At 55.9% G+C, this 22,885-nt stretch carries 18 protein-coding genes; 8 read left to right on the forward strand and 10 right to left on the reverse strand.

Features of this window, described 5'->3' with window-relative positions; translation table 11 throughout:
• Window positions 1-17 precede the first annotated feature (17 nt).
• The 7 genes from xylB to TH2_RS04265 all read right to left on the reverse strand — a co-directional run bounded on the left by xylB (window position 18) and on the right by TH2_RS04265 (window position 7,419).
• On the reverse strand, window positions 18-1,484 hold the full coding sequence (gene xylB / locus TH2_RS04235) for a xylulokinase (RefSeq protein WP_008889163.1): 1,467 nt from the start codon (window positions 1,482-1,484) through the stop codon (window positions 18-20).
• 160 nt (window positions 1,485-1,644) lie between these two features.
• Entirely contained in the window at window positions 1,645-2,532 is an 888-nt protein-coding gene (locus tag TH2_RS04240) for a 3-hydroxybutyryl-CoA dehydrogenase (RefSeq protein WP_040822681.1), read from the reverse strand.
• A gap of 68 nt (window positions 2,533-2,600) precedes the next feature.
• Window positions 2,601-3,536, reverse strand: coding sequence for an electron transfer flavoprotein subunit alpha/FixB family protein (locus TH2_RS04245; RefSeq protein WP_008889165.1), 936 nt, complete (start codon window positions 3,534-3,536; stop codon window positions 2,601-2,603).
• A gap of 15 nt (window positions 3,537-3,551) precedes the next feature.
• A complete protein-coding gene (locus tag TH2_RS04250) occupies window positions 3,552-4,301 on the reverse strand; it encodes an electron transfer flavoprotein subunit beta/FixA family protein (protein ID WP_008889166.1) in 750 nt (249 codons plus the stop codon).
• 252 nt (window positions 4,302-4,553) lie between these two features.
• Window positions 4,554-5,126 carry a cob(I)yrinic acid a,c-diamide adenosyltransferase gene (locus tag TH2_RS04255; protein ID WP_008889167.1) on the reverse strand — a complete coding sequence of 191 codons (573 nt, stop codon included), beginning with the start codon at window positions 5,124-5,126 and terminating at the stop codon, window positions 4,554-4,556.
• 46 nt (window positions 5,127-5,172) lie between these two features.
• Window positions 5,173-5,367 carry a twin transmembrane helix small protein gene (locus TH2_RS04260; protein WP_008889168.1) on the reverse strand — a complete coding sequence of 65 codons (195 nt, stop codon included), beginning with the start codon at window positions 5,365-5,367 and terminating at the stop codon, window positions 5,173-5,175.
• Window positions 5,368-5,472: 105 nt separating this feature from the next.
• Entirely contained in the window at window positions 5,473-7,419 is a 1,947-nt protein-coding gene (locus TH2_RS04265; protein ID WP_008889169.1) for a sigma 54-interacting transcriptional regulator, read from the reverse strand.
• A gap of 211 nt (window positions 7,420-7,630) precedes the next feature.
• On the opposite strand from TH2_RS04265, the gene TH2_RS04270 reads away from it, so the two are divergent.
• The 7 genes from TH2_RS04270 to TH2_RS04300 all read left to right on the forward strand — a co-directional run bounded on the left by TH2_RS04270 (window position 7,631) and on the right by TH2_RS04300 (window position 14,975).
• A complete protein-coding gene (locus TH2_RS04270) occupies window positions 7,631-9,097 on the forward strand; it encodes a CmpA/NrtA family ABC transporter substrate-binding protein (protein WP_008889170.1) in 1,467 nt (488 codons plus the stop codon).
• A gap of 1 nt (window position 9,098) precedes the next feature.
• Window positions 9,099-9,929, forward strand: coding sequence for a nitrate ABC transporter permease (ntrB, locus tag TH2_RS04275; protein WP_008889171.1), 831 nt, complete (start codon window positions 9,099-9,101; stop codon window positions 9,927-9,929).
• An 11-nt stretch (window positions 9,930-9,940) separates the two neighbouring features.
• Complete coding sequence (locus tag TH2_RS04280; RefSeq protein ID WP_008889172.1) at window positions 9,941-10,849, forward strand: ABC transporter ATP-binding protein; 909 nt, start codon at window positions 9,941-9,943, stop codon at window positions 10,847-10,849.
• A 37-nt stretch (window positions 10,850-10,886) separates the two neighbouring features.
• A complete protein-coding gene (cynS, locus tag TH2_RS04285; RefSeq protein WP_008889173.1) occupies window positions 10,887-11,327 on the forward strand; it encodes a cyanase in 441 nt (146 codons plus the stop codon).
• 189 nt (window positions 11,328-11,516) lie between these two features.
• Window positions 11,517-12,221 (forward strand): glutathione S-transferase N-terminal domain-containing protein, encoded by a 705-nt coding sequence (locus TH2_RS04290; RefSeq protein WP_008889174.1) that lies wholly within the window; start codon window positions 11,517-11,519, stop codon window positions 12,219-12,221.
• A 103-nt stretch (window positions 12,222-12,324) separates the two neighbouring features.
• Window positions 12,325-13,491: an adenosylhomocysteinase gene (locus TH2_RS04295; RefSeq protein ID WP_008889175.1), complete on the forward strand. Its 1,167-nt coding sequence runs from the start codon at window positions 12,325-12,327 to the stop codon at window positions 13,489-13,491.
• Window positions 13,492-13,628: 137 nt separating this feature from the next.
• Entirely contained in the window at window positions 13,629-14,975 is a 1,347-nt protein-coding gene (locus TH2_RS04300) for a ferredoxin reductase family protein (RefSeq protein ID WP_008889176.1), read from the forward strand.
• Window positions 14,976-15,070: 95 nt separating this feature from the next.
• On the opposite strand, the gene TH2_RS04305 is transcribed toward TH2_RS04300, so the two are convergent.
• From TH2_RS04305 to ccrA, 3 genes are all read right to left on the reverse strand, one after another.
• Window positions 15,071-17,161, reverse strand: coding sequence for a methyl-accepting chemotaxis protein (locus tag TH2_RS04305; RefSeq protein ID WP_008889177.1), 2,091 nt, complete (start codon window positions 17,159-17,161; stop codon window positions 15,071-15,073).
• Window positions 17,162-17,397: 236 nt separating this feature from the next.
• The gene (locus TH2_RS04310) at window positions 17,398-19,065 is read right to left on the reverse strand and encodes an acyl-CoA dehydrogenase family protein (protein WP_008889178.1); all 1,668 of its coding nucleotides are present in this window, start codon (window positions 19,063-19,065) and stop codon (window positions 17,398-17,400) included.
• Between the two features lie 161 nt (window positions 19,066-19,226).
• Entirely contained in the window at window positions 19,227-20,507 is a 1,281-nt protein-coding gene (ccrA, locus tag TH2_RS04315; RefSeq protein ID WP_008889179.1) for a crotonyl-CoA carboxylase/reductase, read from the reverse strand.
• Window positions 20,508-20,798: 291 nt separating this feature from the next.
• On the opposite strand from ccrA, the gene TH2_RS04320 reads away from it, so the two are divergent.
• A complete protein-coding gene (locus TH2_RS04320; RefSeq protein WP_008889180.1) occupies window positions 20,799-22,856 on the forward strand; it encodes a protein meaA in 2,058 nt (685 codons plus the stop codon).
• Window positions 22,857-22,885: the final 29 nt, after the last annotated feature.

Raw genomic sequence — 22,885 nt, forward strand, 5'->3', positions numbered from 1 at the left:
GATGGGGCATGCCTGCCCTAGTTCGGGGTGAATTCGTCAGACAAAGCAGCGTAAATCCGCTGGAACTTGGCAAAGCGCGGCTGATAAGCGTCACGACGTGACATGTCGGGTTCAACGACTTCTTCGATCACGGGTTTGACGCAGACATCCGTGACCGGTTCGTTGGTGAGCGCCAAACGCGCAAGGCGCGCCGCACCGAATGCCGGGCCTTTGGTGGCACCTTCGTAGCGGGCAAGCGGTTTGCCAAGGATATCGGCGATCATTTGAATCCAGTAGCGACTGCGTGCACCCCCGCCAATGACGCCCGGCAGATCACAATAGGTGCCAGCCGCATTCAGGCGCGATTTGGCGTCGCTGAGCGCAAAGCCGACACCCTCGAGAACGGCCTGCACCATGGCTTCGCGATTGGTGTCACTGCCCAGACCAAAGAAAACGCCACGGGCATAGGGATTGTTATGCGGGGTGCGCTCGCCGTTCAGATAGGGCAGGAACAGGATATCAGATGGTGCCTTGTGCTGTGCCTCGACCCGATTGAGCAGGTCGGTGATGTCACTTTCACCCAGAAGGTCTGCGGCCCATTTCAGGCAGCTTGCGCCATTGAGCAACACCGCCATCTGAAACCAGTGGTTCGGGATGGCGTGGGCAAAGCTGTGCAGCAATTCTTCGGGCTTGGGCCTGTATTTGTCCGAGGCGACGAAAATCTGTGATGAGGTACCAAGCGAGATGAAGCCATCACCATGGGCAACCGCCCCGACACCGATGCCACCAGTGGCCGCATCACCGCCACCCCCAGCAATGATAACACCATCGGCCATGCCCCAGCGCGCCGCCAGATTGGCGTGAAGGGTGCCTGTGATATCAGATCCCTCGACCAGTCCGGGGAGTTGATCAGGTGTCAGGCCGCAGGCGGCAATCGCACTTTCATTCCAGCTGCGGCTTTGTTCATCAAGCCACAGGGTGCCAGCCGCATCGGACATTTCCGTGACCTTGTCGCCAGACAGGCAAAAGCGGATGTAGTCCTTGGGCAGCAGGATGGTTTTGATTTTGGCAAAAACATCAGGTTCGTGTTTTTGCAGCCAGATCAGTTTGGGGGCGGTCATGCCTGACATGGTGGCAACCCCGGCACGCGCGCCAAGGTCGGGAAGGGTTGCATCAAGTTCGGCGCATTCGCGCATCGCACGGCCATCATTCCACAGGATGGCGGGACGCAGCGGTTTGTCATCGTCACCCAGCAAGGTCGCACCATGCATCTGGCCTGACAGGCCGATGGCACGGGTTGCGGCAATGGCGGACGGGTTCTGGCGGTGCAATTCATCAATCGCACGGGTGGTGGCATCCCACCAGTCTTCGGGGTTTTGTTCGCTCCAGAACGGTTTGGGGCTGGACACGCGTAAAGGGACATCAGCCTCGGAAAGGGTGACCGAGTTTTCGTCAATCAGTAGTGCCTTGACTGCCGATGTGCCGACATCAATTCCGAGATACATGTTCGGACGGCCTCCAGAACCGTTTGATTTTTCCCGACATCATGATTGCGCGGGTTAGAGTAATCGCCATTCCAGATGGTTGAAGCACGGAATGCAACAAAAAAAGCCGCTGCGGGGCAGCGGCTTTGATGTCTTGATGCCAACGTCGGCCTGCGACCGGTTAGCGGGTCGGGGTCGGTTCGTCGCCGCTATAGTCATAGAAGCCACGGCCAGCCTTGCGGCCAAGCCATCCGGCTTCGACATATTTGACCAGAAGCGGGCACGGGCGATACTTGGTATCGGCCAGACCATCATGCAGGACATGCATGATCGACAGGCAGGTATCGAGACCAATAAAGTCTGCCAGCTGCAGCGGGCCCATCGGATGGTTCGCACCCAGGCGCATCGCGGTATCGATGGACTCGACATTCCCCACACCTTCGTAAAGGGTGTAGATCGCCTCGTTGATCATCGGAAGCAGGATGCGGTTGACGATAAAGGCCGGGAAGTCTTCGGCGCTTGCCGTGTCCTTGCCGAGCTTTTTGGTCAGTTCATGAATGGTGCGATAGGTGGTTTCGTCCGTGGCAATACCACGGATCAGTTCCACCAGTTTCATCAGCGGCACCGGGTTCATGAAGTGCATGCCCATGAACTTCGCCGGGCGGTCGGTATAGGACGCCAGACGGGTGACCGAAATCGAAGAGGTGTTGGTCGCGATGATCGCTTCCGGGCCGAGTACCGGGCACAGAGCCTTGAAGATCTGTTTCTTGATCTCTTCGTTCTCGGTGGCCGCTTCGATGACCAGATCACAGTCAGACAGGAAGGTATATTCCGTTCCGGTTGAGATCAGCTTCAGCGCAGAATCTTTTTGCGCTGCGGTAATGATCTCTTTTTTGACCTGACGGTCCATGTTCTTTTCCATCACGCCGATGGCCTTATCAAGGGCATCTTGCGAGATGTCGAGAATTCGGACGTCGTAACCGGCCAGTGCGATCACATGTGCAATACCATTGCCCATCTGACCGGCGCCGATTACGCCAATGGTTTTGATATCTTCCAACGAAGCCATTTGTTCCCCACTCGTCCCCAAGGGTCAAAACAAGAGTATGCGTTGCCTTGACCCTAAAGGGGATCAGATTATTTGTCGAGTTCGCTCGCCAGAGCGGGAAGGGCCTCGAACAGGTCACCGACAAGTCCGTAATCCGCGACCGAGAAGATCGGCGCTTCTTCGTCCTTGTTGATCGCGACAATGACCTTACTGTCCTTCATGCCGGCAAGGTGCTGAATAGCACCCGAAATGCCTACAGCAATGTATAGCTGCGGTGCAACAACTTTGCCGGTCTGGCCGACCTGCCAGTCGTTGGGGGCATAGCCCGCATCAACCGCCGCGCGAGAAGCGCCAATCGCAGCGCCGAGTTTGTCGGCAATCGGTTCGATCAGGTGGAAGTTTTCACCCGAACCCATGCCACGACCGCCAGAGATGACGATGCTTGCAGCGGTGAGTTCCGGGCGTTCCGACTCGGTCAGTTCCTGACCAACGAAGGTCGACTTGCCAGCATCGGATGCAACAGCAACGTCTTCGATGGATGCAGAACCACCTTCGGCGGCGACCGGATCAAAGCCGGTGGTACGGACAGTGATCAGTTTGAGGCTGTCGGTCGACTGCACGGTTGCCATCGCGTTACCGGCATAGATCGGACGGACAAACGTATCGGCATCGACAACATCGGTGATGTCGGAAATCTGGGCGACGTCTTTTTTGGCGGCAACGCGCGGCATGAAGTTTTTGCCCGACGAAGAGGCCGAGGTGAGAATGTGGCTGTAATCGCCCGCCAGTTCACCAACCAGACCCGCCATGTTTTCGGCAAGGAAGTGGCCATAGGCTGCGTTGTCTGCGAGGAGAACCTTGGAGACACCTTCGACCTTGGCAGCGGCTTCGGCAACGGCCTTACAGCCTTCACCAGCCACGAGAACGGTGATGTCGCCACCGATTTTCTGAGCAGCAGCAACGGTGTTAAGCGTGCCACCCTTCAGTTCGGTATTGTCGTGTTCGGCAATAACAAGAATGCTCATTTGATCGATCCCCGCTTAGATTACTTTTGCTTCGTTGCGAAGCTTGTCGACAAGCTCTGCGACGTCGGCAACTTTGACACCTGCCTGACGTGCTTCCGGTTCGGAAACTTTCAGGGTTTTCAGGCGCGGCGCGGTATCAACACCAAGGTCGGCCGGGCTCAGGGTATCGAGCGGCTTTTTCTTGGCTTTCATGATGTTCGGCAGCGACGCATAACGCGGCTCGTTGAGGCGCAGGTCGGTGGTAACGATTGCCGGAAGATCAATCTTGATGGTTTCAAGACCACCGTCGATTTCACGCGTGACATCAAGCTTGCCGTCAGCAACGACAACCTTGGACGCGAAGGTGCCCTGCGGCCAATCCAGCAATGCGGCCAGCATCTGACCGGTCTGGTTGGCATCATCGTCAATTGCCTGTTTGCCGAGGATCACGAGATCCGGGCTTTCCTTGGCAACGACTTCTTTCAGAAGCTTTGCAACAGCCAGCGGCTGGAGTTCGTCCTCGGTTTCAACCAGAATGCCGCGATCGGCACCCATGGCGAGGGCCGTGCGCAGGGTTTCCTGGCACTGTTTAACGCCGAGCGACACGGCAACCACTTCGGTGGCGGTGCCCGCTTCCTTGAGGCGGATGGCCTCTTCAACGGCGATTTCGTCAAACGGGTTCATGGACATCTTAACGTTGTTCAACTCAACGCCAGACTGGTCCTGTTTGACACGGATCTTGACGTTGTAATCCACAACGCGCTTAACGGCGACAAGAACCTTCATGACAGACCTGTTCGTTTTTGTTGTCGAAACTGCGGGTTTGCTCCCTGCCTAGGCAGTTTGCGTTGGCCCGCATGGTAATGTTTTCCCCGCGACGCACAATAGGTAGTGCTACGCAGGTTGTCAATTTACGTAAAGGTGTTGACGTTAACGACAACTACTTCACGAAAATCTTGATGCCCTTCGCCGTCTTGATACGGCAAAAATCCGCAAGGGAACAAGGATTTTGTCCGATAATCTTGTTATCACGTCAGTTTATCGGGTCAGGCCAGGCTTCCAGAGAACATCATCCTTGCCGCCATTGTTGGCATGGCGGGCCAGAACAAACATGTGGTCTGACAGCCGGTTGATATAACGCACGGCCTCGGGATTGATCGTCTCGATCCCGGCCAGTTCGACAATCAGCCTTTCGGCCCGGCGCGAAACGGTGCGCGCGACATGCAGTTGTGCCGAAAGGGCACTGCCACCGGGCAGGACAAAGGATTTCAACGGATCAAGGGCTTCGTTGATCTGATCGATCTCGGCCTCAAGCCGTTCGGTTTGCTTGGCGGTAATGCGAAGGGTTGGCCGTTCGGGGTTATCGTCGCTGCCATCGCCCGGTGTGCACAGATCTGCACCCAGATCGAAAAGATCGTTCTGGATTCGGGCCAGCATCTCATCGAAGTTGCCGTCCGCATGCAGGCGGGCGACACCAATCACGGCATTGGTTTCATCAACGGTGCCATAGGCCTCTACGCGCACATCATTTTTGGCAACGCGCGTGCCATTGCCCAGGGCGGTTTTGCCCTTGTCACCGGATTTTGTATAGATACGAGTCAGTTGAACCATGTGCCGTCCGTAATCCTGGTTTGTGTGTTCAAGGCGTATGCCTGGCTTAGGAACCGACCGCCATCAGCGACAGGATGAAAAGCAGCAACAGGGCCAGGCCCTGCAAAAGGACGCGCATTTGCATCAGCTTGTTTTGTTTGCGCGCATCCTTGCCGCGTGCCATCGAAACGATGCCCATGATCAGGACCCCAGCGACTGCTGCCATCGCAAGCAAAACACCAATCTGTAAAAAACCAGCCATTCCTGTTTCTTCCCTGTTTCTGCCTGCTGACTTATACCGCGCCCGGCGGCGACATGCTGCGCCAAACGGACGCAACAGGCAACCAGACGATGGCAATTTTGGCAATTAGTCGATGGTTTCGTTTGCCGCAAAGCTGCGACGGTCGATTTTGAATTTCTTGATACGCGATGCCAACGTGGTTGGTTTGATATCGAGAAGGGCCGCCGCACCATTTTCGCCAAATACCTTACCCTTGGTCATGGTGAGCGCATGGATGATGTTGTCATATTCGGTCTGGCGCAGCTCACCCCGGGTCAGAACGGTTTTTTCCGGTTTGGCTTCGGGCTCTGTCGCAGGGGGTGCCAATTTGCGGCTGTCGCGCCCTCCCTGTTCGGGCAGATCAAAATGAAGCTTGCCGTCATGGGCGAGGATGGCAGCCCGTTCGATGACGTTTTCCAGTTCGCGGGCATTTCCCGGCCAGCCATAGTTTTGCAGGGTGCGGACCTGACCCCTGGTGAGTGTTGGCTGGGCGATATTAAGGCGCTGACAGATATTGCGTAGGAAATGCGATGCCAGCGGTGGGATATCGTCGGGCCGTTCACGGAGTGGGCGGCATTCGATGGGGAAAACGTTGAGGCGGAAATAAAGGTCTTCGCGGAAACGTCCCTGACGGACTTCTTCCTTTAGGTCGCGGTTGGTGGCGGCAATCAGACGGACATTGACCTCGCGCGTGCGTTCTTCGCCAATGCGCTCGAACTTCTGGTCCTGCAAAACACGCAACAGCTTGCCCTGAAGCTCCAGCGGGATTTCCCCGACTTCATCGAGAAACAGCGTGCCACCATCCGCCAGTTCAAACCGCCCGACGCGATCACGCACTGCACCGGTAAAGGCACCTCGGACATGGCCGAAGAACTCGCTTTCAAACAGTTCGTGCGGGATTGCCGCACAGTTTACACGCACCAGAACGCGATCAGACCGCGCACTGGCCTGATGGATGGCGCGCGCAATCAGTTCCTTGCCGGTGCCGGACTCACCAGTGATCAGAACGTTGGCATCGGTCGGCGCAACAAGGTCGATCTGTTTAAGCGCACCCTGAATGGCATCGGACTGGCCGATGATTTCGTGGTGGTTGTTGGTTGAAAGGATTTCTTCCTGCAGATAGGCGTTTTCAAGCTCCAGCCGTTCACGCAGTCGGTCGACCTCGGCAAGGGCCGCGTGCAGCTTTTCCTCGGCGATTTTACGTTCGGTGATGTCGCGAAAAACAATCACCGCCCCGATCACCAGCCCATGGTCACGGATCGGGGTGGAGGTATATTCCACCCGGATCGGTTTGCCGTCGCTGCGCCAGAAAACCTCGTCATCAACCCGCCTGACGATGCCTTCGCGAAAGGCGTTGTAAATCGGGCATTGTTCGGCGTGATACGGGTCGCCATTAACGTGGGAATGGTGGATGATCGAATGGATTTCGCGGCCAACCAGTTCCTCGGCCGTCCAGCCCAGCATGCGTTCGGCCGCCGGATTGACGAATGTCGTGATCCCGTCGCTGTTGACCCCGTAAATGCCTTCGCCCGCTGCACCCAGGATCAGCTGGTTTTCGCGTTCGATTTCGCGGAAAAACCGTTCGGCACGGCGCCATTCGGCGATGCCTTCGCGAAGATAATCATCGGCTTCCGAGTCCACATCGCGGCGATGGCGGGCATCAAGATCGGAAATCGTCACGGTCAGATATTCTTCGCCGTCCAGAATGAGCGGCCGGGCTTCGTGTTCAAGTTTCAGTTCGGTGCCGTCGGGGCGGGTGAGGTCCAGCCCACGGGTCCAGGCAAATCCGTGATAAAAGGCCGCCTCGCTAAATACCACCAGACTGGGCACCTGACCTTTGTGCAGCGCACTCATCGAGGTCGTCAGAAGCTCTTCAATGCTGCGCCCCAGCAGGTTCGCAGCGGCCTGATTGGCAAAGACAATCCGGTCCGTTTTGGGGTGAATCAGCAAGGTTGGATGGGTGTGGGCGAGCAATGCCTGCAAGTGCAGGTTTTCAATCATCACCGGTAGGGGCTTGATTTCACTGATCCTCATCACACACTCCTACGAAATATCGTAATATTTACTACGATATTTCGTGAATTACGATTTTTCGTATGTGGTAAGCGTCTCACTCAAAAGCGCAAGAGTCCAGCGTTTTCAACGAAAAATGACGCGTTGCACAAAATGGCACGCCCGTTGCTGTAGGGACTGTGAACATCTGGTGCTGCCTTTCTGGCGGCGTAACAACACAGGGGGTGATCACATGTCAGTCAAAAGTCTGGGCAATCCATTTAGTGGCGATACCGATCTGCGTCACAGCAAATCATGCGGCTGTGATGTCTGTTCGTCAAAAGATGGGCATACACATGCATCACATAAAGACCATGACCATGGCGTAAAACACGATTTGGCCAGCATGCCGGCCCATAGTGATATGGGCGATATGGACGCCAAAACGCCGGAAAGCAGCGAAGAAATGCTTGATCGTGCCATCGACAGCGCAATTGTGCGTTCGGTGTTTGGTCACAACGACATTTCGCGTCGTTCGTTTGCCAAGATGGTCGGTGGCAGCACCATGATGGCAGCCCTTGCCTCGGTCCTGCCAATCGACAAGGTCAAGGCGGCCATCCTTGATGATCTGGGCACGCCGGAAAAATCCAAACTGAACATCGGCTTTGTGCCGATCACCTGCGCCACGCCGATCATCATGGCCCAGCCGATGGGCTTTTATGAGAAATACGGCCTTGATGTTGATGTCATCAAGACAGCCGGTTGGGCAGTTGCCCGCGACAAGTCATTAAATAATGAATATGACGCGTCGCACATGCTGACCCCGATGCCGCTGGCGATTTCGATGGGGGCGGGTTCGACCGCAACGCCGTTCCTGATGCCGGCCGTTGAAAACATCAATGGTCAGGCGATTGTCCTGCATAACGATCACTTGGACAAACGTGATCCCAAGCAGTGGAAGGGCTTCAAGTTCGGTGTGCCGTTCGAATATTCGATGCACAACTTCCTGCTGCGTTATTACGTCGCCGAGCATGGCCTGGACCCGGACAAAGACATCCAGATCCGTGTCGTTCCGCCGCCCGAGATGGTTGCAAACCTGCGTGCCGGTAACCTTGATGGTTATCTGTCACCCGATCCGTTTAACCAGCGCGCCGTTTGGGAAAAGATCGGCTTCCTGCATACCCTGACCAAGGATATCTGGGAAGGCCATCCGTGCTGTGCATTTGCATGTTCCAAGGCGTTTTCCGAAGAGCTGCCGAATACCTATGGCGCGCTTTTGAAATCCATCGTCGATGCGACCCAGTACGCCGCCAAGGCGGAAAACCGCAAGGAAATCTCGGCCGCCATCGCACCGGCGAACTATCTGAACCAGCCGGTTCCGGTGATTGAACAGGTCCTGACCGGCCGTTACGCCGATGGTCTGGGCGAAGTGAAAAACGTTCCGGATCGCATCGATTTCGATCCGTTCCCGTGGCATTCGATGGGTGTCTGGATCCTGACCCAGATGAAACGCTGGGGCTATATCGAGGGCGATGTCGATTACAAGAAGATCGCCGAAGAAGTCTATGTCGCGAGCGATTGCGCCAAGATCATGAAAGAGCTTGGCTATGAAGCGCCGACCGAGACTTACAAAAGCTATACCATCATGGGCAAGGCGTTCGATCCCGATCAGCCTGAAGCCTATGTCAACAGCTTTGCCATCGGCAAAGGGGTAAGCTGATATGCTGGCATCGCTCAATGCCAGGGCGTTGGTGTTGTCACTTGTACTTCTGGCGGTCTTCCTTGGTCTTTGGGAGGCCGCCAGCCCAAAACAACAACTCGCTGGCGAACTCACAGAATATGAACTTCTGATGGGCGGGGCAGAGCCAAAGGCCGCTGTGCCGCCCCCCTCGGACGTGATCGCCAAGGCATGGGAAGAGCTCAGCAACCCGTTCTATGACGCCGGTCCCAACGACAAGGGCATTGGTATCCAGATCGGTTATTCGCTTTATCGCGTGCTGAGCGGTTATTTCCTTGCGGCGGCAATTGCCATTCCGGTCGGGTTCCTGATCGGGATGTCGCCCCTGATGTACAAGGCGCTTGATCCGTTTATTCAGGTGCTTCGCCCGATTTCCCCACTGGCATGGATGCCACTTGCGCTGTTTGTCATTCAGGACAGTCAGGCGTCGGCGATCTTTGTGATCTTTATCTGTTCGATCTGGCCAATGTTGATCAACACCGCCTTTGGTGTGGCCGGGGTTCGCAAGGATTGGGTCAATGTGGCGCGCACCCACGAACTGGGCCCGCTCAAGACCGCTTGGATCGTTATCCTTCCGGCAGCGGCCCCGACCATTCTGACCGGCATGCGGATTTCAATCGGCATTGCGTGGCTTGTGATTGTCGCGGCCGAGATGCTCGTGGGGGGGACAGGGATTGGCTACTACGTCTGGAACGAATGGAACAACCTTGATCTGACCAGCGTGGTGTTCTCGATCCTGATGATCGGTGTTGTCGGCATGTTGCTTGATACCGCCTTTGCCTATTGCGCACGTCTTGTGCAGTACCAGGAATAAGGAGACCTGATATGTCGAAACCATTCCTGAGTTTGCAGAACCTGACCAAACGTTTTCAGGCACCCAAGGGCGGTGAAGCCCTGACAGTGTTTGAAAACGTCAATCTGGGGATCGAGAAGGGGGAGTTTGTTTGCATCATCGGCCATTCCGGCTGTGGCAAATCGACAATCCTGAACATTCTGGCTGGTCTTGATGAACCGACCGAAGGGGCGGTCATCATGAATGGCAAGGAAGTGTCGGGTCCCAGCCTGGATCGCGGGATCGTGTTTCAGAACTATTCCCTGCTGCCATGGTTATCAGCGCTTAAGAACGTCACCTTTGCCGTTCAGGCGCGCTATAAATCCTGGAGCAAGAAACAGGTTCACGACCATTCGATGAAGTATCTGGAAATGGTCGGGCTGGCTGGCGGGGCGGAGCTTCGCAAACCATCGCAATTGTCGGGTGGCATGCGTCAGCGTGTATCGATCGCGCGTGCCTTTGCAATCCAGCCGGAATTGTTGCTTTTGGATGAGCCGTTCGGGGCCCTTGATGCCCTGACACGCGGCAGCATTCAGGATGAATTGATCCGCATCTGGTCAGGGTCAGACCAGACGGTCTTTATGATCACCCATGATGTGGATGAGGCCATCCTGTTGGCGGATCGTATTTTGCTGATGACCAACGGGCCATATGCCCGTGTCGCAGAATCGGTTCAGGTCGATATCCCGCGCCCGCGCGAACGGGCCAACATCATTCACCATTCCGACTATTACGACATCCGAAACCACTTGGTCGAATTCCTTGCCACCCGCTCCAAGGCGCTTGCCGGCAAGCAGGAGGAAGGCACACCAAGCGAGCCATCCATTGTGCGTTTTGGCGCACATGGGGTGGTTTCAGGCCCCAAAGACAACCGCAAACCGGCCACCAGCCCGGTGGAATAAATCACCTGCACGTTGATTACTTAGAAGGAGAAAAGCTGTGAAAAAAGCAGATGTCAAAGAAATGATCATCGAAGCCAAAAAGGCCAAAGGCCTTGGCTGGGAAGAAGTTGCCAGCAAGATCGGCATGTCGCCGGTATGGACGACTTCGGTCTGTTTTGGCATGAATTCCGCGCCAAAGGACAAGGCCGACATGCTGGTCGCCCTGTTTGACCTGCCGCCTGAAGCATCGGCTGTCATGCAGGAATGCCCGATGAAAATCTGGGATCAGGCGGTGCCGACCGATCCTGCGATCTATCGCCTTTATGAAATCGTCGGTGTTTACGGCGAGACCATCAAGGAAATCATCCACGAGAAATTCGGCGATGGCATCATGAGCGCGATCGACTACGAAATGTATATTGAGCGCAAGGAAGACCCGAAGGGCGACCGCGTTGTCATTACCCTTGATGGTAAATTCCTGAAATACCGGGCCTGGTAATCAAAGCCAATTGGTGGTTCGCAGTCACCTGGTACGAGCAGTCACAGAAGAAACCGGCCTGTGTCGCGCAGGCCGGTTTTGCCATTCCCCGATCCGGAAACAATAAGTTGCCAGATTGCCGGTGGCGCATTTGTGATGATGGCCTAAATGTTATGGTCAACAACACATTGACTTGGAAAGGGCTTTATCATGGCTGATCTGTCGAGCTTCGAGATTACCAAACGCTGGCCTGCGCAAAATCCGGACGTTATCCAGCTTTATTCCCTGCCGACGCCCAACGGGGTGAAGGTTTCGATCATGCTGGAAGAAACCGGGCTGGACTATGAGCCGCATCTGATCAATATCGGCGAAGATGAAACCTGGACGCCGGAATTCCTGTCGTTGAACCCGAACGGTAAAATTCCGGCAATCATTGATCCGCATGGACCGAATGGCAAACCGCTTGGTCTGTTTGAATCGGGTGCGATCATTCAGTATCTGGCGGAAAAAACCGGCAAGTTGTTGCCTGTCGATCCGGCCAAACGCATTGAGGCGATCCAGTGGGTGTATTTTCAGATGGGCGGGCTTGGCCCGATATTTGGCCAGCTTGGCTTCTTCCACAAGTTTGCCGGCAAGGAGATCGAGGACAAGCGTCCGCTGGATCGGTATCGCAAGGAATCAAAGCGGCTTCTGGGTGTGCTTGAAACCCGCCTTGATGGCCGTGACTGGATCATGGGCGATGAATACAGCATTGCAGACATTGCGTCGCTTGGCTGGGTGCGCAACCTGATCGGTTTCTATGACGCGGGTAGTCTTGTTGATTATCACGAATTTAAAAACGTTCCGGCGTGGCTGGAGCGCGGTCTTGATCGCCCGGCCGTTCAGCGCGGACTGAACATCCCGGCCCGCGATTAATCGCCGTTGATTTTGACCGGATGGAGACAAATGCTTTTCATCCGGTCAGGCTGGCCTTAATTAGGAGGGCATTCATTGTCCCACGAAGTTAAGAGACCAATTCATGACCAGCCGCATCAAGGACGCCGCCCTTGCCCAACAGATCACTGACGAGACCCTTGCCTGGCGCGAGGTGATTTGCCCGGTGACGGCAAAATACGGAAACTATGTCGCCAAGCGTGATCTGCGCGACAAAACCATCGTCAGTTTCCAGCACGTTCTTGAAGACACCATTCCCACCTTGCTGCCGTTTGTGAAGGCCGGGGCCAAGGTCAAGGTTGGTGCATGTAACCCCGATAGTACTGACGATGCAGCCGCCGCCTACCTCGCCGCCCATGGGGTCGAGGTCCATGCCTTTTCCGGCATGACGCCCGATGAATATGCCCAAAGCATCGATATCCTGTCGTCCGAGCCCGCTGACATCATTGCCGATATGGGCGGGGAGCTGATTGAGGCGTTTGTGAAGAAGGGCCACAAGGTCGATGGCGCGCTTGAAGCGACCACCACGGGCGTGCATCGGGTTGAGAAGCTTGACTATTCCTTCCCGGTGTTTAACTGGAACGATATCGCGATCAAGGATCGCCTGCATAACCGCCACCACGTGGCACAGGAAATGTGGCCGGTCTTTTCGAATGTGACGGGGCTGGCACTTTATGGGCGCACGGTTCTTGTGATCGGCTTTGGCCCGGTCGGGCGCGGCGTGGCTGAACGCGCGCGCAATCTCGGTGCGGTGGTATCTGTCGCCGAACGCGATCCGGTTCGCGCGCTTGAGGCGCAGCATTATGGCTGCCGGGTTGTCAGCCTTGAAGACGGCCTGAAAGAGAACGCGATCATTGTGACCGCCACCGGCCTTTCGGGCATTCTGGGCGCAGCGCAGATCAAGCAGTGCCGTCGCGGCGCAATCCTGGTCAATGTCGGGCATTCCAATACCGAGATTGACGTCAAATGGCTTGATACCCAGACGCGCACGAAAATGCGCCGCCATATCGAACGGTTCGAGCTGGATAACAGCCGTGAGGTGTATCTTCTGAACCGGGGTAGCTTGCTGAACCTTGCACCCGGCATGGGGGGCTCGGGCAAGGATCTGTTTGATCCGTTCTCGGCCATTCTGATCCGCGGGATCGACTGGCTGGCATCGGGCGGGGCGACCTCGTTCAAGCCGGGCTTTTATCCCTATCCGGAAGATGTCGAACGCGAAATTGCCCAAGCGATCCTGCAATCGCACAGCTGATCAATTTCGCTGAACTGACGAATCGCAACGAACCACCCGGTGCGGTCTGGTAACCTTAATGGGTTGATGTCGGGGCACGCGCAAATATTTGCGCTCAATAGCCCACGGCATCACTCATTAGAGGATGGAGGCCGGTCATGAGAACGATTTCAAAGGTCTTTGTTGGCTTTGTTCTGGTGATGACCGGCATCTGGCTGGTTTCAAACCCCGATCTTTTTGCGGCATCCAGTTTCATCAGCCTTCGCCATTTTATGGTGCAGTATTCGGGCTTTCTTGCGATCAGCATGATGAGCCTGATCTTGTTGTTGTCCGTTCGGCCTGTGTGGCTGACGCGACGGTTGGGCGGGTTGGACAAGGCGTATCGCCTGCACAAGTGGCTTGGCATTGCTGTGCTTGTCGTAGCGACCCTGCACTGGGCCTGGCGGATGGCGCCGAAATGGGGTGTTGCGCTTGGCCTTCTGGAGCGGGGGCGGCGTGGGTCAAGGCCGAGGGGGCCGGATGGGGCGGGCCTGCATTGGGCGCAATCGCTGTTTAATGAGCAGCGCGGGCTGGCGGAAGCGGTTGGAGAATGGGCGTTCTATATTGCCGTTGCCTTGATCCTGATCGCGTTGATCAAGCGCATCCCGTATCGCTGGTTTGCCAGAACACATACCGTTCTGGCCGTGATCTATCTTGTGCTGGTTTATCACAGCATCGTTTTGCTTGATTTCGCCAATTGGGCAACACCGGTTGGCTATGTTCTGGCGGCGATGTTGATGGTTGGCACGGGGTCATCCATCATTGTTCTGTTTGGCCAAATCGGGGCCGGGCGTCGATCCACCGGCGAGGTGATCGAGGTTGATTATCTTCCGGAGATGAAATCGCTTCAGATCGCGATCAGGTCGGATGGCGGGTGGAAAGGTCATCTTGCCGGGCAGTTCGCCTTTGTCCGGTTTGGCAATAGCAACGAAGCGCATCCGTTTACCATTGCGTCTGCCTGGCGCGACGGGGTTCCGGGACTAACCATTATCGCCAAGAAACTGGGCGACTATACCAACACACTCTACGAAACATTGAAGCCGGGCGACCGGGTGGCGCTTGAGGGTCCTTATGGCACCTTTGTACTGGATCGGGAAAAACGCCATCAAATCTGGATTTCCGGGGGTATTGGACTGACGCCGTTTGTTGCCTGGCTTGAAGATCTGGTGGCCAATCCGGCAAAGCTTGAGATCGATTTTTATCAGGTGGCCCCGCATTGCGATCCTGAACTGATGGCGCGGATCAACGACCTGGCCGGGCGTGCCGGTGTTCGGTTGCGTGAATGGCGCGATGCACGCGACGGCTTTCTGACCGGCGAGAAAATCCGTTCTGATGTGCCCCATTGGCAAGAAGCCCAAATCTGGTTCTGCGGGCCACGCCAATTTGGTGAAGATGTCAAAAACGATCTGGTGGCAGCCGGATTGCACAGCGATGCCTTCCATCAGGAGCTGTTTGATTTCAGATAGGGAAAGCAGAGTTTGGCGTTGAATAGAGTGCGGGCGGTCCGTGATGGAACCGCCCGCTTTTCGTTTGCTCGTTATCCTGATTGGTTTGGCAATGCCTAGGATTTGTAACCGATCCGAAGGTTGCCCCACTGTTCGCCATTGACCATGATCGGCACGTCGCATTCCTTCATGAAGACGACGGTGTTGCCCATGTCACGGAAATAGGTCTGCAGCAGGTGGGGCTTGGTGTTGCGCCCGGCCATCAGACCGGCACGGTCATCAAAGATGCGCCGGTTGCGGCAGTTGCCCATATTCCAGGCGGGTTCGCCCGGTCTTTGCGGTTGGCTGTAGACCTTGTTGTGGGTCGGCAGATAGCCGTTGGTATCCACACCGGCGGCAAAGACGATATGTTCGTCCTTTGCAAGAATGGCTTCTTGCAACGGGGTGAAGTTGCGGTCGGTAAAGGGCACATAGGGCGTCATGAATTGCTTGGGATCGGTGCCGTCAATCGGCTCGTAGCGGGTATTGAACAGATCATCATGGGTGAATTCGTGACTGCGCAAACCGCCTTCAAGAACCTTGCCCAACTCGCCGGCCAATTGCTTGCCGAGATCGGCAATCTTGGCGTCATGTTCGTGGGTTTTCTTAAGCAGTCCCAAAATGACCTTGGTTGCTTCGTCGTCGATTTCGGTGAACTGGATGTGGGTGCCGAGTGTCGAGTACGCTTTGACCGTCCCCTTAAGCCGGGTGCCGTCGGTCATCGTGATCGTGATCGCTTTGTTGCGGTCATCTTCGCTGGCATCAATACGCGCAAGCAGGCCGGCAAGCGACATGTCTGCGGTGACACCCTGGCGCACATCACCGTTGCCAAAGTCGACCTTGATATCAACCGCAATCGGAACCCGTTCTTCGTGACGACGGTTGGTGTTGTCTGCACTGCGCAGAACCATGCGGAAGCGCGTTTCCATCTCGTTGATATCATTGCGGATATTCGAAGAAAGAATGCGAAGGTTTTCCGCCGTCTGGCTGGCATTGTGCGATTTGTGGCTGGCCAGTTCGATGTCGCCGGAAATGCCCTGCATGTGGGTGGAGACTTCCTGCGCACTTGTCGAGATTTCGGCAATCGCGGCTGTTTGTTGTTCGACCGATGCCGAGATATCGCTTGAAAGCTGGCTGACTTCGTCAATCGCGCCGCCGATGCCCTCAATCGCGGTAACCGCCTCGGATGTGGCGCCCTGAATGGCGGTGATCTGGGCGTTGATATCAAGGATGGCCTTTTCGGTCTGGGTGGCGAGGTTTTTGACCTCGTTGGCGACCACGGCAAAACCCTTGCCGGCGTCGCCGGCGCGCGCAGCCTCGATCGTGGCGTTGAGTGCCAGCATCTTGGTCTGATCAGAAATGCGTTTGACGATATCAACAACCTTGCCGATTTCGGTCGCGGTTTCCGACAGGCTGCCCATGGTGGTGGATGTTTCCTGGGCGCGGGTGACGGCCTGACTGGCAATGTCATTGGTTTTGTGGATGCGTTCGGCAATTTCGTGGCTGGATGCCTGCAGTTCCTCGGTCGCGGATGCGACGGTTGCGACATTGCTGCTGGCGACTTCGGTGGTGGCAGTGATGCGTTCGACCAGTTGGGAAAGCTCGCTGGCGTCACTTTCCATGGCCTGCGCCACGTCATTGGTGCGCCCGGCCTGGAAGCCGACCTCGGAAATGATATTGTCGGTTTCGCGTTCAATGATTTCCGACATCGACTGAATTTCAGAGGCGGAACGCTGGTTGGCCAAAACGGTCTGGCGCGCCGATATCAGGCTGCCCATATCCGCCATCAGCAGGCAGCGCGCCGCATCCGCCGCGGCAGTTCCACCCTTGGACCGCGCGGCAAGCGTTGCGCAAAGTGCTGAAACCTTGTGGTAGGCCAGTACAATATGATCGGGTGCCACTCCGATGACCGCATTGGCCAGAACGTGCTCGTTAAAGCATTGGTTGAATGCATCCGGGCTGTTTGCATTGATCAGAGTTGTAAAACGTCGGGACAGTTCGGCAACATGATGTTGCGGATCACTTGGCGCAGCACTACTTTGCCCGGTCCCCAACAGTTCGGTGACCAGATTTTCTGCAAGCTGTTCTCCATGTTGCGCAAACAAATCCGTGGCGGCATTTATAAGCGCATAGATTGTACTTTCTGGCATTGCAGAGCTGTGATTCATTTGCCATTCTCTCCCTTATTCCCGGCGGACCTTTTGGCCCGATTTTTTCACAGACTTTCAGTGGTCTGCGTGTGCTTTTGGGGAGTGTATCACTACTGGTAAGTCCAAAATATATCATACTTTAGGTTGATATGGAAAAAGGCCCGCCAGTGTTGGCGGGCCAAGTTTGCCCTCGTTGTTCACAGGGGCCACGGTTCGGATGAGAATTTTATCAGTATTTCAGAATGTTATGTCGTTCACCGGGTCAGAATGCCGCGCGTGACCACCTGTGCCTGAATTTCGGCAGCCCCTTCGAAAATGTTCAAAATGCGCGCATCACACAGCACACGGCTGATCTGATATTCAAGCGCATAGCCGTTGCCGCCGTGAATCTGCAGGGCGTTGTCGGCATTCGACCATGCGACGCGCGCGCCTAGAAGCTTGGCCATGCCGGCCTCGATATCGCAGCGGATATCCTGATCCTTTTCAAAGGCCGAGAAATAGGTCAGCTGGCGGGCGATCATGGTTTCAACTACCATCCATGCGACTTTGCCGTAGACGCGCGGGAAGGCGTAAAGCGGCTTGGAAAACTGGATGCGATCCTTGGCATAGCGCATACCGATCTCAAGCGCGTTCTGGGCGACGCCGACAGCACGGGCTGCGGTCTGGATACGGGCCGACTCAAAGGTTGCCATCAATTGTTTGAAGCCCTGGCCTTCTTCGCCGCCCAAAAGGTTCTCGGTCGGGACTTCGAACCCGTCAAAGGAAAGCTCATATTCCTTCATGCCCCGATAACCAAGCACCTCGATCTCGCCACCCGACATGCCATCGGCCGGGAACGGGTTTTCATCGGTGCCGCGTGGCTTTTCGGCCAGCAGCATCGACAGGCCGCGATAACCGGACTCGTCGGGGTTGGTGCGGGTTAGAAGCGTCATCAGATCAGACCGCGCGGCATGGGTGATCCATGTCTTGTTGCCAGTGACCTTATAGGTATCGCCATCCTTGACCGCACGCGTGCGCAAGTGGGCCAGATCCGATCCATTGTTGGGTTCGGTAAAGACGGCGGTTGGCAGGATTTCGCCCGATGCCAGTTTGGGCAAGTAATGTTCCTTTTGCGCGTCGGTTCCGCCAAGGCGGATGAGTTCGGCAGCAATTTCAGAACGTGTCCCAAGCGACCCGACACCGATATAGCCACGAGAAAGTTCTTCGGTGACAACGCACATCGCGGTTTTGCCCATGCCAAGGCCACCGAATTCTTCGGGGATGGTCAGGCCGAAAACGCCCAGTTCAGACATTTCATTGACGATTTCAATCGGGATCAGCTCGTCACGTTCGTGCCAGCCATGGGCATGCGGCGATACCTTTTCCTCAACAAAGCGGCGGAACTGATCGCGCACCATATCAAGGGTTTCGTCTTCAAGACCGGTTTCGCCAAAGCGGCCGGTATCAAGGCTGTCTTCGATTTCAGCGGCAATCGCCCGGCGTGCTGCATCGGAATTGCCACCACGTGCAAGGGTCGCGACCGATGGGTTGGCAGCAAGGGATGCAATCAGGTCATCCGAAACGCCAAGGGTCGAAAGACGGATGATCTCGCCCTGTGACATCGGAATGCCACCGATGATCTGCGCCAGATATTCCCCGAACGCCGATTGCAGGATCAGTTGTTCGAGATTGCCGAACTTGCCCTGATCCTTAAGGCGATTTGCCCATGCCTTCATCTGGCCAAGGGCGGTGACATAGGTGGTGAACCAGGCAAAGCCGTGTGCGGCAAACTGGTTGTCATCAAAGGCATCTGCATTAACCCGGCCATCGACCGTTACAGCAGTCCGCAGCGCATATTCGGCCGCGTCATAAACCGGGCTGAGTGCCGCAAGGGCGTCATCGCACAAACGTTCGAGGTCAGGCAATAGGGCGTTGTTCGTCATTCTTCGGGTCCTCGGATCAGGTCCTCGTCGTGCAATCCTGTGGGGCGATTGCGCGGATCAGTTATGAGTGCATCAAAGCATAAAGGGTGGTGGCACCCCATGCGCAGATCGGGCGAGAATGCGCGCGGGGTGCCAGCTATCAGTCGAAGATTAATGTGGGACTAGCCTTCGACTGCTTCTTCAAGGGTGCGCATCCCCGGGCGTTTTGCCTGGACCAGAACGGCCATGTTGCCGGGTTTGTGTTCGTTGCGCATCATCTTCATGTGCGCGCGCGGAATGTCTTCCCAGCTGAACACTTCAGACATGCTCGGATCCAGACGGCGTTCGATCACAAGCTTGTTGGCCTGTGCCGCCTGTTTCAGGTTGGCGAAGTGGCTGCCCTGAATGCGTTTCTGGCGCATCCAGACAAAGCGCGCATCGAATGTCAGGTTAAAGCCGGTGGTGCCGGCACAGAACACAACCATGCCGCCGCGTTTCACAACGTTGCACGATACCGGGAAGGTCTGTTCGCCCGGATGTTCAAAGACGATGTCGACGTCATTGCCCTTGCCGGTGATGTCCCAGATCGCCTTGCCGAATTTGCGGACTTCTTTCATGTAGTCGCCAAATTCCGGGCCGTTGACGGTGGGAAGCTGTCCCCAGCAATTGAAATCCTTGCGGTTGATCACGGCCTTGGCACCCAGTCCCAGAACAAAGTCGCGCTTTGTTTCATCGGAAATGACACCAATCGCGTTGGCCCCGGCCGTTGTAATCAGCTGGATCGCCATCGAGCCCAAACCACCCGATGCGCCCCAGACCAGAACATTATGCCCCGGACGCAAGATGTGCGGACGATGGCCAAATAGCATGCGGTATGCGGTGGCAAGGGTCAGCGTGTAGCACGCACTTTCTTCCCAGGTCAGATGTTTGGGGCGCGGCATGAGCTGCTGTGCCTGAACGCAAGTGAACTGCGCGAAGGATCCATCCGGTGTTTCATAGCCCCAGATGCGCTGGGTCGGGGACAGCATCGGATCGCCACCGTTACATTCTTCGTCGTCGCCATCATCCTGGTTGCAGTGAATGACGACTTCATCACCGACTTTCCATCGGGTGACTTTCGATCCAACCGCCCAAACGATGCCCGATGCGTCCGATCCGGCAATGTGGAACGGGCAGTCATGGGAATTGAACACCGAGATCGGTTTGCCAAGCGATGCCCAGATACCGTTATAGTTCACCCCGGCCGCCATCACGAGAACAAGCACCTCGTGGCTGTCAGGCTGGGTCACTGGCAGGACTTCGCACTGCATGGCGGTATCGGGCTCGCCGTGGCGTTCTTCGCGAATCGCCCATGCATACATATTCTTTGGCACATGGCCCAATGGCGGGATTTCGCCAATTTCATAAAGATCTTTTTCTTCCTGACCGCCACGGAAAGGCAGCACTTCAGCAGACGTATTCATGGCCTTCACTCCTTGTTCGGGGTCGATCCGGTCTGCAGGGTAATTAAATTACCAATGCTGCGTTGCGGTCGACGGATCCTCCAAGCCACGGAATTTATTTTATTTTCCCCGGGCATCTCCCGGTTTCCTGCGGAATTTCAGCAAGGATAACCTAGGCGATATTTGTTTTCGCTTTTATCGCGTTGCACAAATTGTTATATAATTACCCAAGTGATGTCTAGTAGATAATTTAATAACGTTCAGGCGTAATTATCGTAAAGACATTGAGTAATAAAAATACAAGAGGTCGCGATGTCGATGGAAAAAAAGCGCAACGCAGCAAAGCCGGAACGCGATCGCCCGTGGCTGATCCGGACCTATGCCGGGCATAGCTCCGCACAGGCATCAAATGCGCTTTATCGTCAGAACCTGGCAAAGGGGCAGACCGGGCTTTCGGTGGCCTTCGATCTGCCGACCCAGACGGGGTATGATTCTGACCATGTTCTGGCGCGTGGCGAAGTCGGCAAGGTCGGCGTGCCGGTTTCCCATCTTGGCGACATGATGACGTTGTTTGACGGCATCCCGCTTGATCAGATGAACACATCAATGACGATCAACGCGCCAGCGGCCTGGCTTTTGTCACTTTATATTGCGGTGGCCGAAAAGCAGGGCACCGCGCGCGCCAGCCTGCAGGGCACGACCCAGAACGACATCATCAAGGAATATCTGTCACGCGGGACTTATATCTTCCCGCCCGCGCCCAGCCTTAAGCTGATTACGGATGTCGCGGCCTTTACCTATCGCGAGGTTCCGAAATGGAACCCGATGAATGTGTGTTCTTATCATTTGCAGGAAGCCGGGGCGACGGCCGAGCAGGAGCTTGCCTATGCACTCGCAACGGCGATTGCGGTTCTGGATGCGGTGCGCGATTCGGGTCAGGTGCCCGAAGAAGACTTTGCCAAGGTGGTCGGGCGTATTTCATTCTTTGTGAATGCCGGGATTCGCTTTGTTACTGAAATCTGCAAGATGCGGGCATTCTGCGAACTCTGGGATGAAATCACCCGCGACCGTTACGGCATCGAAGACGCCAAATATCGCCGGTTCCGCTATGGCGTTCAGGTCAACTCGTTGGGCCTGACCGAACAGCAGCCCGAAAATAACGTCTATCGTATTCTGATCGAGATGCTGGCGGTGGTTCTGTCAAAGAATGCGCGGGCGCGCGCCGTGCAGTTGCCCGCCTGGAATGAGGCCCTTGGCCTGCCGCGTCCATGGGATCAGCAATGGTCGCTGCGCCTGCAACAGATCATGGCCTATGAAACCGATCTTCTGGAATATGAAGACCTGTTTGATGGCAACCCGGCGATTGAACGCAAGGTCGGCGCGCTTAAGGAAGGCGCGCGGGCAGAACTCGCGAAGATCGATGAGATGGGCGGGGCGATTGCCGCAGTTGATTGCGGCTATATGAAACAGGAACTGGTGCGGTCCAACGCGCTGCGTCTGGCCGATATCGAAAGCGGCCTGACAAAAGTGATCGGTGTGAATGCCTTTACCGAAACCGAACCATCGCCGCTGACATCGGGGGAGAAATCGATCCTGACCGTCGATGACATGGCCGAACAGGACCAGATCGAAAAACTAAAAGCCTGGCGGTCGGAGCGCAATCAGGCCGAAGTCGATGCCACGCTGACCGATTTGAAGTCAGCCGCCAGCGAAGGCCGCAATATCATGGAAAGTTCCATCGCCTGTGCTCATGCCGGGGTGACAACGGGCGAGTGGTCGGAAACCCTGCGCGAGGTGTTTGGCGAATACCGTGCGCCGACCGGTATTACATCGATGATCATGACCGGGGATGCGGAAAACCTTCAGGATTTGCGCAAACGCGTTGATGAGGTTTCCGACAAGCTTGGCGAACGCATGAAGATGCTGGTCGGTAAACCGGGTCTGGATGGTCATTCCAACGGGGCCGAACAGATTGCGGTCAAGGCGGGTGAGGCCGGGATTGAAGTGCTGTATGAAGGCATTCGCTGGACGCCAGAGGAACTGGTACGCAATGCGATTGAAGACGGCGCGCATGTCATCGGACTTTCGATCCTGTCCGGGTCGCATGTGCCGCTGGTGCGTGAAGTGGTCAACGGGCTGCGTGCCCAAGGGGCTGGTCATATCCCGGTCGTTGTCGGCGGGATTATCCCGGAATCTGATATGCTGGTGCTGCGCCAAATGGGCGTTTCGGCGGTCTATACCCCCAAGGATTATCAGTTGGCCAAGGTGATTTCCGAGATTGTTGATCTTGTGGATCGCAAGTCATCTGACAAAACAGCAGTTTCATCAAATGGTGCCGGCGACGCACATGGGGATGCAGCGCTTTACTAACTTCCATTTAGGATCGCCCATCTAATAAA

The sequence above is a fragment of the Thalassospira profundimaris WP0211 genome (genome assembly GCF_000300275.1).
In the GTDB taxonomy this organism is placed as follows: Bacteria; Pseudomonadota; Alphaproteobacteria; order Rhodospirillales; family Thalassospiraceae; genus Thalassospira; species Thalassospira profundimaris.

What these genes read in the sequence shown, in the direction of transcription:
- xylB (WP_008889163.1), bottom strand. Translation starts at nt 1,484, where the DNA reads ATGTATCTCGGAATTGATGTCGGCACATCGGCAGTCAAGGCACTACTG.
- TH2_RS04240 (WP_040822681.1), bottom strand. Translation starts at nt 2,532, where the DNA reads ATGGCTTCGTTGGAAGATATCAAAACCATTGGCGTAATCGGCGCCGGT.
- TH2_RS04245 (WP_008889165.1), bottom strand. Translation starts at nt 3,536, where the DNA reads ATGAGCATTCTTGTTATTGCCGAACACGACAATACCGAACTGAAGGGT.
- TH2_RS04250 (WP_008889166.1), bottom strand. Translation starts at nt 4,301, where the DNA reads ATGAAGGTTCTTGTCGCCGTTAAGCGCGTTGTGGATTACAACGTCAAG.
- TH2_RS04255 (WP_008889167.1), bottom strand. Translation starts at nt 5,126, where the DNA reads ATGGTTCAACTGACTCGTATCTATACAAAATCCGGTGACAAGGGCAAA.
- TH2_RS04260 (WP_008889168.1), bottom strand. Translation starts at nt 5,367, where the DNA reads ATGGCTGGTTTTTTACAGATTGGTGTTTTGCTTGCGATGGCAGCAGTC.
- TH2_RS04265 (WP_008889169.1), bottom strand. Translation starts at nt 7,419, where the DNA reads ATGAGGATCAGTGAAATCAAGCCCCTACCGGTGATGATTGAAAACCTG.
- TH2_RS04270 (WP_008889170.1), top strand. Translation starts at nt 7,631, where the DNA reads ATGTCAGTCAAAAGTCTGGGCAATCCATTTAGTGGCGATACCGATCTG.
- ntrB (WP_008889171.1), top strand. Translation starts at nt 9,099, where the DNA reads ATGCTGGCATCGCTCAATGCCAGGGCGTTGGTGTTGTCACTTGTACTT.
- TH2_RS04280 (WP_008889172.1), top strand. Translation starts at nt 9,941, where the DNA reads ATGTCGAAACCATTCCTGAGTTTGCAGAACCTGACCAAACGTTTTCAG.
- TH2_RS04290 (WP_008889174.1), top strand. Translation starts at nt 11,517, where the DNA reads ATGGCTGATCTGTCGAGCTTCGAGATTACCAAACGCTGGCCTGCGCAA.
- TH2_RS04295 (WP_008889175.1), top strand. Translation starts at nt 12,325, where the DNA reads ATGACCAGCCGCATCAAGGACGCCGCCCTTGCCCAACAGATCACTGAC.
- TH2_RS04300 (WP_008889176.1), top strand. Translation starts at nt 13,629, where the DNA reads ATGAGAACGATTTCAAAGGTCTTTGTTGGCTTTGTTCTGGTGATGACC.
- TH2_RS04305 (WP_008889177.1), bottom strand. Translation starts at nt 17,161, where the DNA reads ATGAATCACAGCTCTGCAATGCCAGAAAGTACAATCTATGCGCTTATA.
- TH2_RS04310 (WP_008889178.1), bottom strand. Translation starts at nt 19,065, where the DNA reads ATGACGAACAACGCCCTATTGCCTGACCTCGAACGTTTGTGCGATGAC.
- ccrA (WP_008889179.1), bottom strand. Translation starts at nt 20,507, where the DNA reads ATGAATACGTCTGCTGAAGTGCTGCCTTTCCGTGGCGGTCAGGAAGAA.
- TH2_RS04320 (WP_008889180.1), top strand. Translation starts at nt 20,799, where the DNA reads ATGTCGATGGAAAAAAAGCGCAACGCAGCAAAGCCGGAACGCGATCGC.